The organism is Actinacidiphila yanglinensis, assembly GCF_900107965.1.
GTDB classification, from domain to species: domain Bacteria; phylum Actinomycetota; class Actinomycetes; order Streptomycetales; family Streptomycetaceae; genus Actinacidiphila; species Actinacidiphila yanglinensis.
The window spans coordinates 290447-307719 of sequence record NZ_FNVU01000010.1 but is presented as its reverse complement, the minus strand read 5'-3'; the positions used below and the strand labels follow the sequence as shown (position 1 = coordinate 307719).

Below are 17273 nucleotides of genomic sequence, written 5' to 3'. Positions count from 1 at the left end.
GCAAGCCCGCCCTGTCGCGGGCGGCGGTCGGACAGCCGTTCGCCACCGGCGGGTGGCCGGATTCAGCCACCTCGCGGGGCGTACATGATCACGCCGACGCCGCAGAGGCACACCACCGCGCCGATCACGTCGAACCGGTCAGGACGGTAACCGTCGAGGATCATGCCCCACACCAGCGATCCCGCGACGAACACCCCACCGTACGCCGCCAGGACGCGTCCGAAGTCGGAACTCGGCTGGAGCGTGGCGACGAATCCGTAGCACCCGAGGGAGACGATGCCCGCGAGGATCCAGCCGATTCCGCGGTGCTCGCGCAATCCCTGCCAGATGAGCCACGCGCCGCCGATCTCCAGGACCGCGGCGACCAGGAAGAGTCCGACAGAGCGCAGGGTGATCATGCAACCATGATGCATGGACGGAATGGACGGCGGAAACGAGCAGGTCAGGGAGTTCTTCGCAGCGCGGGCCGTGGGCTGGGAGGTGCGCTTCCCCGACGACAGCCCGGCGTTCGCCGCCGTGGTTGGCGAACTGCGGCTCGACCGGGGCGGCGCCGTGCTCGACGCGGGCTGCGGCACGGCGCGGGCGCTGCCGCAGTTGCGGACCGCGGTCGGACCCGAGGGCACCGTCGTCGGCGTGGACCTGACACCGGAGATGCTGCGGGAGGCGGTCGCGCTCGGCCGCCGGGATCACGGTTCCCTGATCGAGGCCGACGCCATGCGACTGCCGCTGCTTTCGGGCGTGTTCGACGCCGTGCTCGCCTCGGGACTCGTGCACCACCTCCCCGACCCCGCGGCCGGCCTGCGCGAACTCGCGCGGGTGACGAAGCCCGGTGGCCGGCTCGCCCTGTTCCACCCCCGCGGACGGGCCGCGCTCGCGGCCCGCCACGGGCACCCGTTGTCGCCGGACGACGTACGCGCGCAACCCCGGCTCGGTCGGCTGCTCGGCGACAGCGGCTGGGAGTTGCTGCTCCTGGACGACTCCGACGCGCGCTACCTGGCACTGGCGGTCAGGACGCCCTGAGGACATCCGCCGCCGCCGACCCGCGGGCGGGACACGGCCGCCGGGTCGCGTACCTCGGCGCTGACCCGGAGCCAACTCCCCGCGTCCGCCGCCTCCTTCGCCGCGCCGCGCGAGTCGCCCCCTCGAAGCACTCGGCGACCTGCACGGATTCCTCACCTCCGCGACCTCGACGTGGACGTTACCGGCTGGTTAAGGTGCGGCGGACCGGGGGTCGACAGGGAGGTAGGGATGAGCGGGAACGCGCAGGACATGCCGGACGAGGACGCACTCCTCGTGCTCACCGCGGCGATGCTGACGCCCGGCGGCTTCCCCGGCGTACTGGGCGACGACTACCCGGCGGCGTGCGAGGGGTTGGGGCTCGAAGCGCTCGCGGGCGGCTATGGCCTGGTGTTCGGGCAGGATGCCTCCGGGGCGCGCTGGACGGTGGCCACGACGGATGCCGCGATGGTCGCGTGCGCGCTGGCCGCCTGGGACTGCGGGCTGGAGTACGACCTGTCGCCGGACGAGCGCACCATGGTCGCGTCCCTGCCGGGCTGGCCGCTGCCGGTCGCCGTGGCGGCACCCGGCGTCCCCGCACCGCACGACCCGGACGAGGAGTCGATCGGCGGCCCCGTCCTCGCCCCGCCCGACACCTCGGTCTGGGGACCGCCGCAACGACGCCTGGGCGCCGACGAGATCGCGATCCGGTGGCGCGACTGGCGCGACCAGTTCGACACCGCGGGCACCGGCGTCGTCGATACGACGGACCTTCCGGACGGCGCGGGGGACGGCACGGAAGACGATGCGGGTTCCGCGGCGCCGCAGGGTTCGGCGACCACGGCGGGCGAGGCGATCACCATCGACGGGACACCGCCCGACGGCGCCGACAGGCCCACCAGTACCGACGACGCGGCCGGCCCAAGTGACAAGGCCTCCAAGGACGCCGAGGCCACCGCTACCGGCCCGTCCGACGGCACGGGCGAAGCCGAAGCCGCCACCGGACCCGCCCCCGAGGAAGCCCCCGCACTCTCCATCTCGCACGACGGCGTCCGCCGCGCCCTGGAAAGCGCCGAGGCGTACGTCCGCGTACCCCCACCGCCCGGCCGGGTCCGTACGGCGTACGGGGCGGTGCGCGCCGACGGCCCTGGCTGGAGTCTGGTGGGCAGGACCGACGACATGGCGTTCGTACTGCTCGACGAGGCGCCCGGTGAGGTCCTTCCGGTGGGGCGCGGCCCCTCCCTGCCGCCGCTGCTCGAAGCCCTCGGCAAGCTCGCCTGGGCCGAGGTCAACCCGGTGTGATGTCAGGGGAGCCGGCGGCCGGGCGCGCGATGTCCGCGGCCACCGCGTCCGCCGCCTTGCGCGCGGCGACCAGCACCGGGTCCCACACCGGCGAGAACGGCGGGGCGTACCCGAGGTCGAGGTCGACCATCTGCCCGACGGTCATTCCCGCGGTCAGGGCGACGGCGCCGATGTCGACACGCTTCGCCGCGCCCTCCCGGCCGACGATCTGGACGCCGAGCAGCCGCCCGGTGCCGCGCTCGGCGAGCATCTTGACGGTCATCGGGGCAGCGTGCGGGTAGTAGCCGGCCCGGCTGGTGGACTCGATGACCGCGGTGACGAAGTCCAGGCCGGCGGCGCGCGCCTGGTCCTCCTTCAGCCCGGTCCGCGCGATCTCCACGTCGCACACCTTGCTCACGGCGGTACCGACCACGCCCGGGAACGTGGCGTAGCCGCCGCCGATGTTGGTACCGATGATCCTGCCGTGCTTGTTGGCGTGGGTGCCCAGCGCGATGTGCTGCAGGGCGCCGGAGACGAGGTTGAGCACCTCGACGCAGTCGCCGCCGGCCCAGATCCGCTCGGAGCCGCGCACGCGCATCGAGCGGTCGGTGAGCAGCCCGCTGTGCGCCCCGAGCGGCAGCCCGGCGTCCTGGGCGAGAGCGGTGTTCGGCCGCACACCGAGGCCGAGGACGACGAGGTCGGCGGGGTACTCCGCGTCGTCGGTGGCGACGGCGCGGGCCCGGCCCGTGTCGTCGGTGAGGACACCGCGGACGGCGCTGCCGGAGACGACCGTGACGCCGAGCCCTTCGAGCGCCTCGCGCACCATGCGCCCCATATCGGGGTCGAGGGTGGTCATCGGCTGGGGATTGCGGTCGACGAGGGTGACCTGAAGGCCGTGCCGCAGCATCGCCTCGGCCATCTCGACGCCGATGTAGCCGCCGCCGACCACCACTGCCGTGCGCACCCCGGTGCGCTCCAGGCCGCGCAGGACGGCCTCGCCGTCGTCCAGAGTCTGCACGCCGAAGACTCCGGGCGCGTCGATGCCCGGGATCGGCGGTCTGACGGGGAGCGCGCCGGTGGCGACCACCAGGTGGTCGTAGCCGGTCCACTGCTCGTGGCCGTCGCCGTCGCGGACCAGGACGCGGGCTCCGCCGGGGTCGACGGCGGTGACCTCGGTGCCCAGGCGCACGTCGATACCGCGCGCGCGGTGCTCCGCGGCGGTCCGGGCGATCAGCCTGTCGGGGCCCGAGGTGTCGCCACCGATCCAGTACGGGATGCCGCAGGCGCTGTAGGAGACGTGCCGGCCGCGCTCGTAGGCGACGATCTCCAGATCGTCGGCCGGCCTGCGGCGGCGGGCCTGGGAGGCGGCGGACATGCCGGTGGCGTCGCCACCGATCACCACCAGGCGCTCAGCCATGCTGCGGGTACGCCTCCGGTCCGGTGGCGGCGAGCCGCTCCCTGGCCGCCATGAGCGCGAAGCCGAGCAGGTTCAGGCCGCGCCAGTCGGCGGGACGCTCGGCCCGGTCGTCGTCGGCGGCCAGACCGATGCCCCAGACCCGGTCCAGCGGACTGGCCTCGACCAGCACCCGCCGTCTGGTGCCGAGCAGGTAGGTGCGCAGGTCGGGGTGCTGCCCGAACTTGTGGACGCTGCCCGCGACGACCAGGGCGAAGCGCTCGCGCTCCCACACCGCCTCGTCGAAGCCGCGAACGGAGCGGCCGACGGTCTTGGCTGCCTTCGGGTGACCGGCGGCCACGGCGCGGCGCGCGGCGTCCTCGTCGCCGAAGAGCCGGGCCTTGCCGGCCATCATCCAGTGCTCCGCCGTGGCGTAGGTGGTGCCGTCGACCGTGAAGGGGGCCGGCCACCACTGGCTCAGGCAGCCTGCGCCGATACTGCCGTCCCGCTGCGGCCGATGGCCCCAGAAGTGCAGGTACTTCGGGCGCGTGCCGGTGGAGACGAGATGCACCAGTTCGGCGACGGAACGGGGGGCGCCCTCGGACCCGCCCCCCGATGCGGAGCCCGGGGCGGGGTCGGTCACGGGGCTGTCTGCCGTCATGGTGGGGTCAGACCTTTTCCAGAGGGCGGTGCGGTGCGGCCGGGAGTTCGACGCCGACGGTGTCACCGGGCCGGACGACGCCGCCTTCGATCACGATGCTCATGATGCCGCCCTTGCGGACGACCGCGCCTGCCTCGTCGCGGCCGATGACGTGCTTGAGCAGGCCGCCACGGAAGCCGTCGATCTGGCGGCAGGGGTTGCGCAGGCCGGTGACCTCGACGACGGCGTCCGGTCCCAGTCGCAGCCGGGTACCGACCGGCAGGTCGAGGAGAGCGAGGCCGCTGGTGGTGATGTTCTCGCCGAGGTCGCCGGGGTGGATGTCGTAGCCGGCGTCGCGCAGCTCGTCGAACAGCTCGGCGTGGATCAGGTGGACCTGCCGGAGGTTCGGCTGAGTCGGGTCCCGGGCGACCCGGGACAGGTGCTGGACGGTGACCCCGAGGTGGGCGTCACCCTCCACGCCGAGCCCGGCGAGCAACCGGACGCTGTCCTGGTTGTCCTTGCTGAACCGGTGGGTGGCGTCACGACTGACCGCGACGACGGAACCGCTGAGCATGAGGTGTTTCCCCTCGATCGGATGCCCTGACCCGATGCCTCACCCTACCGAGGGGGGCACCAGGTCAGCGACCGATTTGCCGGCGGCTCCCGCGGCGGAGCCGGCGGCGCTGGGAGGAGTCGAGCGTGAAGTAGGCGACCGCCGGGACGCCGATCACGACCAGGAAGAACACCCACCAGGGGATCCAGGCGAGCAGGATCAGCCCCACCACCACGCCACCGATGGCGACCTTCGTGCGATTAGTCATGGTCCCCGCCTCCGTCTCACGGCGGCACACGCCGCGTCCTCACCGTACCTATCCAGTGGAACGCGCCGCGAGTCGTCCTGGTTCCCCGGGCCCCGCGACGCAAGACCCGCCGGGTAAAAAGCGGGCAAGGCATCGCGGGACGTGCCCGGGCTGTAAGGAGCGGGTCCCTGAACTGCGGGGCTTACTTTCCGCCGGTCAGGCCCGCGCGGCGCAGGGCGTCGGCCATCGCCCCTCCCGGTGCGGGCTGCCCGGAGCCGCCGGACCGGCCACCACCACCGCCGCGGCCGCCGTTCCCACCGCGCCCGCCGTTGCCGCCGCGACCGCCCTGGCGCGGCGGGCCGCCGCGCCGCTCGCCGCCCTGCCGCTCGCCGCCCTGCCGCTCGCCGCCGCGCTGGTCACCGCCGCGCGGGCGGGCCTCGTCCTGCAGCCGCAGCGTGAGCGAGATCCTCTTGCGCGGCAGGTCCACATCGAGGACCTTCACCCGGACGATGTCGCCGGGCTTCACGACGTCGCGCGGGTCGGAGACGTAGGAGTCGGACAGCGCCGAGACGTGCACCAGGCCGTCCTGGTGGACGCCGACGTCGACGAACGCGCCGAACGCGGCGACGTTGGTGACCACGCCCTCCAGCAGCATCCCCGGCCGCAGGTCCTTCATCTCCTCCACGCCTTCCTTGAAGGTCGCGGTCTTGAAGGCGGGGCGGGGGTCGCGGCCGGGCTTCTCCAGCTCGGCGAGGATGTCCGTGACCGTCGGCAGGCCGAAGGAGTCGTCCACGAAGTCCTGCGGGCGAAGGGCCCGCAGCACCGTGCCGTTCCCGATCAGCGCGGGGATCGCGGTCTCCGCGCCGGCGCTGATCCGCCGTACCACCGGGTACGACTCCGGGTGCACGCTGGAGGCGTCCAGCGGGTCGTCGCCGCCCTGGATGCGCAGGAAGCCGGCGCACTGCTCGTAGGCCTTCGGCCCGAGCCTGGCGACCTCCTTGAGGTCCTTGCGGGTGCGGAACGGCCCGTTGCTGTCCCGATGCGCCACGATGTTGCCGGCCAGCCCCTCGGTGATGCCCGACACCCGGCGCAGCAGCGGCACCGACGCGGTGTTCACGTCGACGCCGACACCGTTGACGCAGTCCTCGACGACCGCGTCCAGCGAGCGCGACAGCTTCATCTCCGACAGGTCGTGCTGGTACTGCCCGACACCGATGGAGCGCGGGTCGATCTTGACCAGCTCGGCGAGCGGGTCCTGGAGGCGGCGGGCGATGGAGACCGCGCCGCGCAGCGAGACGTCCAGTTCGGGCAGTTCGGCGGAGGCGTAGGCCGAGGCGGAGTAGACCGAGGCGCCCGCCTCGGAGACGACCGCCTTGGTCAGCTTGAGGTCCGGGTGCGCCTTGATCAGGTCGGCGGCGAGCTTGTCGGTCTCGCGGGAGGCGGTGCCGTTGCCGATCGCGATCAGGTCCACCCGGTGGGCGGCCGCGAGCCGGGCGAGGGTCGTCAGGGACTCGTCCCACCGGTTGCGGGGGGCGTGCGGGTAGATCGTGTCGGTGGCGACGACCTTGCCGGTGCCGTCGACGACCGCGACCTTGACGCCGGTGCGCAGGCCCGGGTCGAGGCCCATGGTGGCGCGGGTGCCGGCGGGGGCGGCGAGCAGCAGGTCGCGCAGGTTCGCGGCGAACACCCGGACCGCCTCGTCCTCTGCCTGCTGCCGCAGCTGGACCCGCAGGTCGATGCCGAGGCGGACCAGGAAGCGGGTGCGCCACGCCCACCGGACGGTGTCGGAGAGCCACTGGTCGGCGGGGCGGCCGCGGTCGGCGATGCCGAACTGCTGGGCGATGCGCCGCTCGAAGCTGGTCGGGCCGTCGCCCGGCTCCTCCGGCTCCAGGGTGAGGTCGAGGACCTCCTCCTTCTCGCCGCGCAGCATCGCCAGCACGCGGTGCGAGGGCAGTTTGGCGAACGGCTCGCCGAAGTCGAAGTAGTCGGAGAACTTCGCGCCGGACTCCTCCTTGCCGTCGCGCACCTTCGCGACCAGCCGACCGCGGTTCCACATCCGGGTGCGCAGTTCGCCGACGAGGTCGGCGTCCTCGGAGAAGCGCTCGGTCAGCACGGCCCGGGCGCCCTCCAGCGCCGCCGCCGCGTCCTCGACGCCCTTGTCCGCGGAGACGTATCCGGCCGCCTGGGCCTGCGGGTCGAGGCCGGGGTCGGCGAGCAAGGCGTCGGCGAGCGGTTCGAGGCCCGCCTCGCGGGCGATCTGCGCCTTGGTGCGGCGCTTGGGCTTGTACGGCAGGTAGATGTCCTCGAGCCGCGCCTTGGAGTCGGCCGCCATGATCTGGGCGCGCAGCGTGTCGTCGAGCTTGCCCTGCGAGTCGATGGACTCCAGGACGGCCGCGCGGCGTTCGTCCAGCTCCCTCAGGTAGCGCAGCCGCTCCTCCAGGGTGCGCAGCTGCGCGTCGTCCAGGGTGCCGGTCGCCTCCTTGCGGTAGCGGGCGATGAACGGCACGGTCGCACCGCCGTCCAGCAGGTCGACCGCCGACTTGACCTGTCCTTCGCGTACGCCAAGCTCCTCGGCGATCCTGGCTTCCACCGACACGTTGCCGCTGATGATCTCGCTCCTAAGCTCGCCTGCCGGGTGGCGCATCCCGCGCGCCGCCCCGCGTATGCACTGCATCGTAGACGGCGGGAGCCCCCGCACGACGGCAGGGAACCGGGTGCGGCGCAGTGCCGTTGGAGCGCCGGCCGAACACCTGCTCCCCGGCTCAGCGCAGTTCCTTCTCGAACCAGTGGTCCGCGTAGGGGCTTTCGTTGTAGGCGGCGATCTCGCGGTAGCCGCGCGCGGCGTACAGCGCGCGGGCCTCGACAAGGTCCTTGCGCGTGTCCAGACGGATGCGCGCCGCACCGAAGCCGTCGCGGGCGACCGACTCGGCGGCGGCGACCAGTGCGGTGGCGACACCGGTCCTGCGTGCCTCCGGGCCGACGTACATCCGGGTCAGTTCCGCGGTGTCGGCACTCAGCACGCGGACGCCGACGCAGCCGACCGGCACACCCTCGACCCAGGCGACGAGGAACTCCCCGGTGGGGCGGGTCAGGTCGTCGCTGGGCTCCTGCGCGAGAACAGCGTCGACCTCGGCGTCGTCGGTGGGCCGGCCGTAGTAGCGCACGACGAGTTCGGTGTAGTAGCGGCGCAGCAGCGCCGACGACTCGGGGGCGGCGACGGGGTGGGGGGCCGGCGTACGACTCGGGCCGGGACTGTTCTTCGCGGTCACGGCGCACATCCTGGCACCGGCGGGGTGGGGTTATCCCCCGGTTTTCCGAGGGGCTGCCCCCGCGGAAACCGGGTGATGGCGCCATGGTTGCGGGCCGCGGCGGTTCCTAGCGTCAGGGGTGCGGCCGATCGCGGCCGTCCACGTCTTTCCGGCCCGCGGCACGCGCGCGACGCCGGCCCCTGCCCGAGGAGCGCCCATGCCGCCTGCCAGCAGCACACTCACCGTCGCGTCGGCGGTCCCGGAGGCCCGTGAGGGGGCCGGGGGCAGCGAGTTCGCGCCCCTGCTGCGGCAGGTCAGGGAGGCGGGGCTGCTGCGGCGCAGGCGGCGGCACTACGGGATGTCGATCACACTGAACCTGCTGGCCCTCGCGGCAGTGGCGACGGCCGTCGCCGTGGTCGGCGGTACCGGGTCGTGGTGGGTGCTCGCACTGGCGCTGCCGGCAGCGGCGCTGTCGGCGCGTACCGGCTTCGTCGGGCACGACGCGGGGCACCAGCAGATAGCCGCCGGCCGCCGCGCGAACCGGGTGATCGCCCTGCTGCACGGGAACCTGCTGCTGGGGATGGGCGCGGCCTGGTGGTCCGACAAGCACAACAAGCACCACGCGAACCCCAACCACGTCGGCAAGGACCCCGACGTCGAAGTGGGCGCCCTGGTGTGGACGCGCGCGCAGGCGGTCGAACGGCGCGGCTTCGCACGGTTCCTGGCGAAGTACCAGGCGTGGCTGTTCTTCCCGATGCTGCTGCTGGAGGGGCTGGCACTGAAGGTCGCGAGCTTCCAGGACCTGCGCCGGCTGGGCCGCCGGGACCGATGGGTGGAGGGCGGGCTGCTGGTCGCGCACCTGGCCGGGTACACGGCGCTGCTGCTGGCGGTGCTGTCGCCGGCGCAGGCGGTCGCGTTCGCGGCACTGCACCACGCCCTGTTCGGGGTGCACCTGGGATGCGCGTTCGCGCCCAACCACAAGGGCATGGCCATGCCCGAGGAGGGCGCACGCTGGGGCCACCTGCGCCGCCAGGTGCTCACCTCCCGCAACGTGCACGGCAACCCGGTCACCGACTTCCTGCTCGGCGGCCTCAACTACCAGGTGGAGCACCACCTCTTCCCGAGCATGCCGCGCCCGCACCTGCGGCTGGCCCAGCCGCTGGTCCGCGCGCACTGCGCGCGCCTCGGCATCCGGTACACGGAGACCGGGTTGCTCGACTCCTACCGGCAGGCGCTGTCCCACATGCACGAGGTCGGCGAGCCGCTGCGCTGAGGCGTGGGGCCGCGGCCCCGCGCCCGCGCCCGATCAGGGTCGACTGTCGGTGGCGGCGCTTAGCGTGGCGTCATGGGGGAGATCGTGTACGTGCGCGGGGACGCCACCGCACCGCAGGGCAAGGGCGTCAAGGTGATCGCGCACGTCTGCAACGACCTGGGCGGCTGGGGCAAGGGGTTCGTCCTGGCCGTCTCGCGGCGGTGGCGGGAGCCCGAGGCGGCGTACCGGCGCTGGCACCGTGAGCGCGCGCGCAACGACTTCGGGCTGGGCGCCGTCCAGCTCGTCCGGGTCGGCGACCGCCTGTGGGTGGCCAACCTGGTCGGGCAGCACGGCATACGCACCGGCAGCAAGGGCGTCCCGGTGCGGTACGAGGCGATCGACGCCGCGCTGGGCGTCCTCGGCGACCGGGCCCTGGAGTGGGGCGCGTCGGTGCACATGCCGAGGATCGGGTGCGGGCTGTCCGGCGGGAAGTGGGAGCGGGTCGAGCCGCTGGTCACCGCTCGGCTGGCGGAGCGCGGCGTGGCCGTCACGGTCTACGACCACGACTGATCCCTCACAGGTGCGAGGGTTTCGCCGCGCCGTACAGCCAGGTGCGGAACAGCGGGGTGACGTCCTTCGAGGTGAACCGGGCGCAGAAGGCGGTGAACTGGGCGGTGGAGGCGTTGCCGTGGCGGTGGGCGGCGGGCCACTCCTTGAGCAGCCGGCCGAAGGCGGACGGGCCGAGCGTGCGACGCAGTTCGTACAGCACCAAGGCGCCGCGGCCGTAGACGGGCGGCGCGGAGACGGAGGCGGCGTCGGGCGGGGTGGCGGGCGGGAAGGCCCAGTTGGCGCTGTCGGCGAAGGCCGCGGCGGCGCTCGCGTCCAGGGACGGGCCGCCCTCGTGCTGCTGCCACAGCCACTCGGTGAGCGTCGCGAAGCCCTCGTTGAGCCACATGTCCTGCCAGGCCGCCGGGGTGACGGAGTCGCCGAACCACTGGTGGGACAGCTCGTGCACCAGGGTCACCGGGTCGACGGCCGGCGGCGGCCCGTCGCCGGGGAAGACAGGGCGGTTCTGCGTCTCCAGCGCGTAGCCGACCCGTCCCCGCGGGAGGTGGTCCACGACGGCCCCGGCCGACGCGAAGGGGTAGGGCCCGAACAGCCCCTCCTCCCAGGCCAGTATCTCGGGAATGCGCGCCAGCGCGGCGGACGTCTTGGTGTCGTCGGACCGCGGATCGACCGCCACGTAGAGAGGCAGTCCGTCGGGCGTCTTCGAACGGGTGACGTCGAAGTGCCCGATGGCGACGGTGGCGAGGTAGGTCGCCATGGGCGCGCTGGTGCGCCAGTGGTACGCCGTGCGGTCGCCGGACACCGCGCGGGTGCTGAGCAGTTCACCGTTGGAGACGGCGGTGAGGCCGTGCGGGACGGTGACGGTGATGTCGTAGGCGGCCTTGTCGGAGGGGTGGTCGTTGCCGGGGAACCAGGCCATGGAGCCGACGGGTTCGCCGAGCGCGAGCGCGCCGTCGTCGGTGCGGATCCAGCCCTCGTGGGAGCCGTCCGCGTCGGTCAGCAGGCGTGGCGTGCCCTGGTAGTCCACGACCGTGGTGAAGCGCGCGCCATGCCGCAGGGGGTGTGCGGGCCGGACCTGGAGTTCGGTGCCGTCGCGGCCGGCCCGGGCGGCCGCCCCGTCGACGGTGACGCTCCGGACGTCGAGCCCGGCCAGATCGAGGTTGAAGCGGGCCAGGTCGCGGTCGGCGGTGGCGGTGAGGGTGGCGGTGCCGCGCAGCCGTCCCGAGGCCGGGTCGTAGCCGAGGTCGAGCGTGTAGTGCCCGACGTCGTAGCCGCCGTTGCCCGCGTCGGGGAAGAGCCGGTCGCCGACTCCCGGCGCGCCGGTGGCGGGTCCGCCGGAGCCGCCGCCGGTGCAGGACAGGCAGGAGGCGAGCAGGCAACCCGCGAGCAGCGGCAGCAGGACCGCGCGCGGCGGCGGGCGTAGGCGCACGCCGGCCAGCGTACGAGGTGCCCGGCCGCGGTGCGTCCCGGCGTCCCGGTGCCGCGCCGTCCGCCCCCCGTAAGGCCCGCACGCCAGGCGGGCAGGGCTTACCTGCGCGCCTGGCGTGCGGCTCCCGCGAGGACACGGGCGCGGGCCGGTGGGGGCCAGGCGGGTCAGTCGGTGAACCGCTCGCCGTTCTCGGCGTTCCGCACCAGCAGCGCGGGCGGCTCGAAGCGCTCACCGTAGGTGGCGGCCAGTTCGCGCGCCCGGGCGGTGAAGCCGGCGACGCCGCCTTCGTACCCGTTGATGTACTGGAGCACTCCCCCGGTCCAGGCCGGGAAGCCGATACCCAGGACCGAACCGATGTTGGCGTCCGCGACGGAGGTCAGGACGCCCTCCTCGATCAGCCGCACGGTGTCCAGGGACTCGGCGAACAGCATCCGCTCCTGCATGTCGCGCAGCGACCGCCCGGCGACCGCGAAGGCGTCCTCAGCCTCCGTGCCGAAGTGCTCGGCCAACCCGGGCCACAGCCGCGTCCTGCGCCCGTCCACGTACTCGTAGAAGCCCGCGCCGCCGCTGCGGCCGGGGCGGCCGAACTCGTCGACCATGCGGTCGATGACCTTCTCCGCCGGGTGCTCGTGCCAGGTGCCGCCGGCCGCCTCGACCGAGGCGCGGGCCTCGGCGCGGATCTTGCGCGGCAGGGTGAGCGTGAGCTCGTCCACCAGGGAGAGCACCTTCGCCGGGTACCCCGCCTGCGCGGCGGCCTGCTCGACGGAGGCGGCCGGGATGCCCTCGCCGACCATGGCGACGCCCTCGTTGATGAAGTGGCCGATCACCCGGGAGGTGAAGAAGCCGCGCGAGTCGTTGACGACGATCGGCGTCTTGCGGATCTGCCGGACCAGGTCGAACGCGCGCGCCAGCGCCTCGTCGCCGGTGCGCCCGCCGCGGATGATCTCGACCAGCGGCATCTTGTCCACCGGCGAGAAGAAGTGCAGCCCGACGAAGTCCTCCTGCCGCCGCACGCCTTCGGCGAGCGCGCTGATCGGCAGGGTGGAGGTGTTGGAGCACAGCAGCGCGTCCGGGGCGACCACGTCCTGGATCTCCTGGAACACCTTGTGCTTCAAGGCGGCGTCCTCGAAGACCGCCTCGATGACGGCGTCGCATCCCGCCAGGTCCGCCGGGTCGGCGGTCGGGGTGATGCGGGCGAGCAGCGCGTCGCGCTTCTCCGGGGTGGTGCGGCCCTTGGCGAGCGCCTTGTCCAGCAGCCCGGCGGAGTACGCCTTTCCGCGCTCGGCGGCCTCGGCCGTGACGTCCTTGAGGACGACGTCGATCCCGGCACGGGCGCAGGAGTAGGCGATCCCGGCCCCCATCATGCCGGCGCCCAGCACCGCGACCTTGGTGACCTGGCGGGCGGGCACGTCCTTGGGGCGGCTGGCACCGGAGTTGACGGCCTGCATGTCGAAGAAGAACGCCTGGATCATGTTCTTCGAGATCGGCCCGCAGGCGAGTTCGGTGAAGTAGCGGGCCTCGATGGTGAAGGCGGTGTCGATGTCGACCTGCGAGCTCTCCACCGCGGCGGCCATGATGCTGCGGGGCGCCGGGAAGGGCGCGCCGGCGAGCTGCTTGCTGAGGTTCGCCGGGAACGCGGGGAGGTTCGCGGCGAACGCGGGGCTCTTCGGGGTGCCGCCGGGGATCTTGTAGCCGGGGGCGTCCCAGGGCTGCTGGGCCTCGGGGTTGGCGTGGATGAAGGCACGGGCGCGGGCGAGCAGGTCGTCGCGGTCTGTCGCCACCTCGTGGATCAGACCGGCCTCCAGGGCGCGCGCAGGGGCGTACTGGCGGCCCTGGAGCAGCACCTTGAGCAGGGCGTCGGCGATGCCGAGCAGCCGCACGCTGCGGACCACTCCCCCGCCGCCGGGCAGCAGCCCGAGGGTGACCTCCGGGCAGCCGATCTTGGTGCCGGGCGCGTCGAGGGCGACGCGGTGGTGGCAGGCCAGCGCAATCTCGTAACCGCCGCCGAGCGCGGCGCCGTTGATCGCGGCGACGACCGGCTTGCCCAGGGTCTCCAGGCGGCGCAGGCGGCGCTTGATCCGCAGGGAGCCGGCGAAGACCTGCTCGGCGGTCCCGGGGGTGGCGCGGATCAGGTCGCGCAGGTCGCCGCCGGCGAAGAAGGTCTTCTTCGCGGAGGTGACGATCACCCCGCGGACACCGTCGAGTTCGGACTCCAGCCGGTCGAGGGTGGCGTCGAGGGACTCCGCGAAGGCGGCGTTCATCGTGTTCGCGGACTGCGCCGGGTCGTCCAGGACGAGGGTGACGATGCCCTCGGCGTCCTGCTCCCAGCGGATGGTGGTGGACTCGCTCATGGTCTTCGAAGCTCCGTTGGTCCGGCGAGGTGCGGGCGGGGTACGGGGATGGGCGGCGCGTCCCATGGGCGCCGCGGGGCCGTGGTCCGGCGGCGGGGCCGCGGTGCGGGGGCAGCGGCCTCAGAGCCGCTCGACGACGGTCGCCACGCCCATGCCGCCGCCCACGCACAGGGTGGCGAGGCCGTAACGCTGGTCGCGGCGCTCCAGTTCGTCGATGAGCGTGCCCAGGATCATCGCCCCGGTCGCGCCGAGCGGGTGGCCGAGCGCGATCGCGCCGCCGTTGACGTTGACCTTGTCGATGCTGACCCCGAGGTCGGCGGCGAAGCGCAGCACGACCGCGGCGAACGCCTCGTTCATCTCGATCAGGTCCAGGTCGCCGACGCTCAGCCCGGCCTTGGCCAGCGCCTTGCGGGACGCGGGGGCGGGGCCGGTGAGCATGATGGTCGGCTCGGAGCCGGAGACGGCCGCGGACAGGATGCGGGCGCGCGGGGTGAGGCCGTAGCGCTCGCCGACCTCGCGGTTGCCGATGGCGACCAGGGCGGCGCCGTCCACGATGCCGGAGGAGTTGCCGGCGTGGTGGACGTGGTCGATCCTCTCCACCCAGTGGTACTTCTGCAGCGCGACGGCGTCGAAGCCGCCGGCCTCGCCGATGGTGGCGAAGGACGGCTTGAGGGCGGCCAGCGACTCGGGGGTGGTGCCCGGGCGCATGTGCTCGTCGCGGTCCAGGACGGTCAGGCCGGCGCGGTCCACGACGGGGACGACGGAGCGGTCGAAGCGGCCCTCCTTCCACGCCTCGGCGGCGCGCTCCTGCGACAGGGAGGCGTACGTGTCGACGTCGTGCCTGCTCCAGCCGCCGATGGTGGCGATCAGGTCGGCGCCGACGCCCTGGGGCACGAAGCCTGTCGCGAACGACGTCATCGGGTCCATGGCCCACGCGCCGCCGTCGGAGCCCATGGCGACGCGGGACATCGACTCCACGCCGCCGGCGAGCACCAGGTCCTCCCAGCCGGAACGGACCTTGGCCGCGGCGAGGTTGACCGCTTCGAGGCCGGAGGCGCAGAAGCGGTTCTCCTGCACGCCGGCCACGGTGTCGGGAAGGCCCGCCGCGATGGCGGCGATCCGGGCGATGTCGGAGCCCTGGTCGCCGATCGGGCTGACCACGCCGAGCACGATGTCGTCGATCGCGGCCGGGTCCAGGTCCGGGAAGCGGCGGCGCAGCTCGTGGATGAGGCCGACGACGAGGTCGATCGGCTTGGTGCCGTGCAGGGAGCCGTTGGCCTTTCCGCGCCCGCGCGGGGTGCGTACGGCGTCGTAGACGTAGGCGTCGGTGCTCAACGTCGTGCCTTTCGGTGAGGGCTGGAGTGGCGGGTTGGCGATCGGTCGGAGGGACTACCGGTCGGCAGGAGGGGCCGGTGGTCAGCCGGAGGGGCCCGCGGTGCGGGCCGGACCGGCGGGAGCGGCGGGGTCCGCCGGGGAGCCGGTGCGCGTCAGGGCGGGAGCGTCCCAGTCCCGGGCCACCTCCGCGGTGTGCGCGCCCGGCGGCGCGGGTGGCCGGCGCAGGGTGGCGGGGGTGGCGGAGAAGCGCGGGGCGGGGGCGGGTTGCACGATCCCCTCGTACGCCGTCAGGGTGCCGCGGGCCGCGAGGTGCGGGTGGTCACCGGCCTCGCCCAGCGCCAGGACGGGGGCGACGCAGGCGTCGGTGCCGTCGAACACCGCGGTCCACTGCGCGCGGGTGCGGGTGCGGAAGCGGTCGGCGACGGCCTCGCGCAACTCCGGCCAGCGGGCGGGCTCGGCACGCAGCGCGGCGGTCGCGGCGGGCAGCCCCAGCAGCGTGGTGAACGCGTCGTAGAAGCGCTGTTCCAGGGCGCCCACGGCCATGTGGCCGCCGTCCGAGGTCGCGTACACGCCGTAGAACGGGGCGCTGCCGTCCAGCAGGTTGCTGCCGCGGCGGTCCTGCCACGCGCCGGCGGAGCGCATGCCGTGGATCATCGCGGTGAGATGGGCGGTGCCGTCGACGATGGCGGCGTCCACGACCTGGCCGCGGCCGTGGGTGCGGGCGTGGTGGAGCGCGGCGAGCAGCCCGGTGACGAGGTAGAGGGAGCCGCCCGCGAAGTCGCCGAGGAGGTTCGCCGTGATGGCGGGCGGGCGGTCGGGGGCGCCGGCCATGGCGAGGGCGCCGGTCACCGCGATGTAGCCGATGTCGTGGCCTGCGGTGCGGGCGAGCGGGCCGTCCTGGCCCCAGCCGGTCATCCGGCCGTAGACCAGGCGGGGGTTGACGGCCATGCACGGCTCGGGGCCGACGCCCAGGCGCTCGGCGACGCCGGGGCGGTACCCCTCGATGAGGATGTCGGCGCGTGCGGCCAGTTCGAGGACGGCGGGCGGGCCGGCGGCGTCCTTGAGGTCGACCAGGACGGAGCGCTTGTTGCGATTGGTGACGTCGTGGGCCGGATCGATGCCCAGGCCGGGGCCGCCCGGACGGTCGACGCGCACGACGTCGGCACCCAGGTCGGCGAGGAGCATGGCGGCGAACGGGCCGGGCCCGATACCGGCGAGTTCGATGACGCGGACGCCTGCCAGCGGGCCGGTCCCGGGGTCGGGGGCCGGATTCGGCGGTTCTGGTGTCACTTCCGCGATGGTAGGAACGTGTTCCAGTTTTGGCAAGGCTGACTGAGCGCTCGCTCAGCGGGTCGTGTCGGCACGGGCGGGCAGGAGTACCTAGCCTGAAGTCTTCGTGCCGAACTTTCCGAACTTTCCGAGGGAGTGCTGTCGATGGGCGCCTACGACCCGAACAACGTGAAGATGAGCCCCGATTCCTGGGTGGCCGAGCAAGCCGAGCGCTACGAGTCCTCCAACGGAGCCGAGGGCAACGACATGAACGGCTCGCCCTGCCTGGTGATCGACTACCTGGGACGCCGGAGCGGCGACTGGCACCGTACGGTACTGATCTACGGGCGCGACGGCGACGACTACCTGATCGTCGCGTCGAAGGGCGGGGCGGACGAGCACCCGCTGTGGTTCCTGAGCGTGCGGGACAACCCGGAGGTGCACCTGCGGGTGGACGACGAGCGCTTCACCGCGCGGGCCGAGGTGCTCTCGCCGCAGGAGAAGGCCCGGGTGTGGCCGAACGTACTGGCGGTCTACCCGCCTTACGCGGACTACCAGAAGAAGACCACGCGGGACATCCCGGTGATCCGGCTGAGCCGGGTCTGATCGGAACCCGCTCCGCCCGCTGACGCCACCACGGATGCCGGTAAGGGCCATCCCCCAGGAGGGATGACCCTTACCGGCGGCACTCCGGCGGTACGCCCCGGCGCGG

At 73.5% G+C, this 17273-nt stretch carries 16 protein-coding genes; 5 read left to right on the top strand and 11 right to left on the bottom strand.

What is annotated here, in order from left to right; all coding sequences use genetic code 11:
- Positions 1–62: 62 nt before the first annotated feature.
- Positions 63–398 carry a YnfA family protein gene (locus C4U44_RS23940; protein ID WP_103888027.1) on the bottom strand — a complete coding sequence of 112 codons (336 nt, stop codon included), beginning with the start codon at positions 396–398 and terminating at the stop codon, positions 63–65.
- A 22-nt stretch (positions 399–420) separates the two neighbouring features.
- Here C4U44_RS23940 and C4U44_RS23935 point away from each other — a divergent pair, with 22 nt between their 5' ends.
- Positions 421–1020: a class I SAM-dependent methyltransferase gene (locus C4U44_RS23935; protein ID WP_103888026.1), complete on the top strand. Its 600-nt coding sequence runs from the start codon at positions 421–423 to the stop codon at positions 1018–1020.
- 228 nt (positions 1021–1248) lie between these two features.
- On the top strand, positions 1249–2298 hold the full coding sequence (locus C4U44_RS23930; RefSeq protein WP_103888025.1) for a hypothetical protein: 1050 nt from the start codon (positions 1249–1251) through the stop codon (positions 2296–2298).
- Here C4U44_RS23930 and C4U44_RS23925 read toward each other — a convergent pair.
- The 6 genes from C4U44_RS23925 to C4U44_RS23900 form a co-directional block, all read right to left on the bottom strand.
- Complete coding sequence (locus C4U44_RS23925) at positions 2285–3694, bottom strand: FAD-dependent oxidoreductase (RefSeq protein WP_103888024.1); 1410 nt, start codon at positions 3692–3694, stop codon at positions 2285–2287. The two genes, C4U44_RS23930 and C4U44_RS23925, sit on opposite strands and share 14 nt — an antisense overlap.
- The gene (locus tag C4U44_RS23920; RefSeq protein WP_103888023.1) at positions 3687–4331 is read right to left on the bottom strand and encodes an NADAR family protein; all 645 of its coding nucleotides are present in this window, start codon (positions 4329–4331) and stop codon (positions 3687–3689) included. The genes C4U44_RS23925 and C4U44_RS23920 overlap by 8 nt, the downstream gene beginning before the upstream one ends.
- Positions 4332–4338: 7 nt before the next feature.
- Positions 4339–4884: an MOSC domain-containing protein gene (locus C4U44_RS23915; RefSeq protein WP_103888022.1), complete on the bottom strand. Its 546-nt coding sequence runs from the start codon at positions 4882–4884 to the stop codon at positions 4339–4341.
- A gap of 64 nt (positions 4885–4948) precedes the next feature.
- Positions 4949–5131 carry a hypothetical protein gene (locus tag C4U44_RS23910; RefSeq protein WP_103888073.1) on the bottom strand — a complete coding sequence of 61 codons (183 nt, stop codon included), beginning with the start codon at positions 5129–5131 and terminating at the stop codon, positions 4949–4951.
- A 181-nt stretch (positions 5132–5312) separates the two neighbouring features.
- Positions 5313–7754 carry a Tex family protein gene (locus C4U44_RS23905; RefSeq protein ID WP_103888021.1) on the bottom strand — a complete coding sequence of 814 codons (2442 nt, stop codon included), beginning with the start codon at positions 7752–7754 and terminating at the stop codon, positions 5313–5315.
- Positions 7755–7872: 118 nt separating this feature from the next.
- A complete protein-coding gene (locus tag C4U44_RS23900; RefSeq protein WP_103888020.1) occupies positions 7873–8388 on the bottom strand; it encodes a GNAT family N-acetyltransferase in 516 nt (171 codons plus the stop codon).
- Positions 8389–8575: 187 nt separating this feature from the next.
- Between C4U44_RS23900 and C4U44_RS23895 the strand changes: the two genes are divergently transcribed.
- Together C4U44_RS23895 and C4U44_RS23890 are read left to right on the top strand one after the other, a co-directional pair.
- Positions 8576–9631: a fatty acid desaturase family protein gene (locus tag C4U44_RS23895; RefSeq protein ID WP_103888019.1), complete on the top strand. Its 1056-nt coding sequence runs from the start codon at positions 8576–8578 to the stop codon at positions 9629–9631.
- Between the two features lie 72 nt (positions 9632–9703).
- Positions 9704–10180, top strand: a complete 477-nt coding sequence (locus tag C4U44_RS23890; RefSeq protein ID WP_103888018.1) for a macro domain-containing protein — start codon at positions 9704–9706, stop codon at positions 10178–10180.
- A gap of 4 nt (positions 10181–10184) precedes the next feature.
- Here the strand turns inward: C4U44_RS23890 and C4U44_RS23885 are convergent, their stop codons facing one another.
- From C4U44_RS23885 to C4U44_RS23870, 4 genes are all read right to left on the bottom strand, one after another.
- Complete coding sequence (locus C4U44_RS23885; RefSeq protein ID WP_235032298.1) at positions 10185–11606, bottom strand: M1 family metallopeptidase; 1422 nt, start codon at positions 11604–11606, stop codon at positions 10185–10187.
- Between the two features lie 164 nt (positions 11607–11770).
- Positions 11771–13957, bottom strand: coding sequence for a 3-hydroxyacyl-CoA dehydrogenase NAD-binding domain-containing protein (locus C4U44_RS23880; RefSeq protein WP_103888016.1), 2187 nt, complete (start codon positions 13955–13957; stop codon positions 11771–11773).
- A 120-nt stretch (positions 13958–14077) separates the two neighbouring features.
- Positions 14078–15292 (bottom strand): acetyl-CoA C-acetyltransferase, encoded by a 1215-nt coding sequence (locus tag C4U44_RS23875; protein ID WP_103888015.1) that lies wholly within the window; start codon positions 15290–15292, stop codon positions 14078–14080.
- 81 nt (positions 15293–15373) lie between these two features.
- Positions 15374–16582, bottom strand: a complete 1209-nt coding sequence (locus tag C4U44_RS23870) for a CaiB/BaiF CoA transferase family protein (protein WP_103888014.1) — start codon at positions 16580–16582, stop codon at positions 15374–15376.
- A gap of 144 nt (positions 16583–16726) precedes the next feature.
- Between C4U44_RS23870 and C4U44_RS23865 the strand changes: the two genes are divergently transcribed.
- Positions 16727–17167 (top strand): nitroreductase family deazaflavin-dependent oxidoreductase, encoded by a 441-nt coding sequence (locus C4U44_RS23865; protein WP_103888013.1) that lies wholly within the window; start codon positions 16727–16729, stop codon positions 17165–17167.
- The last annotated feature ends 106 nt before the right edge of the window (positions 17168–17273 follow it).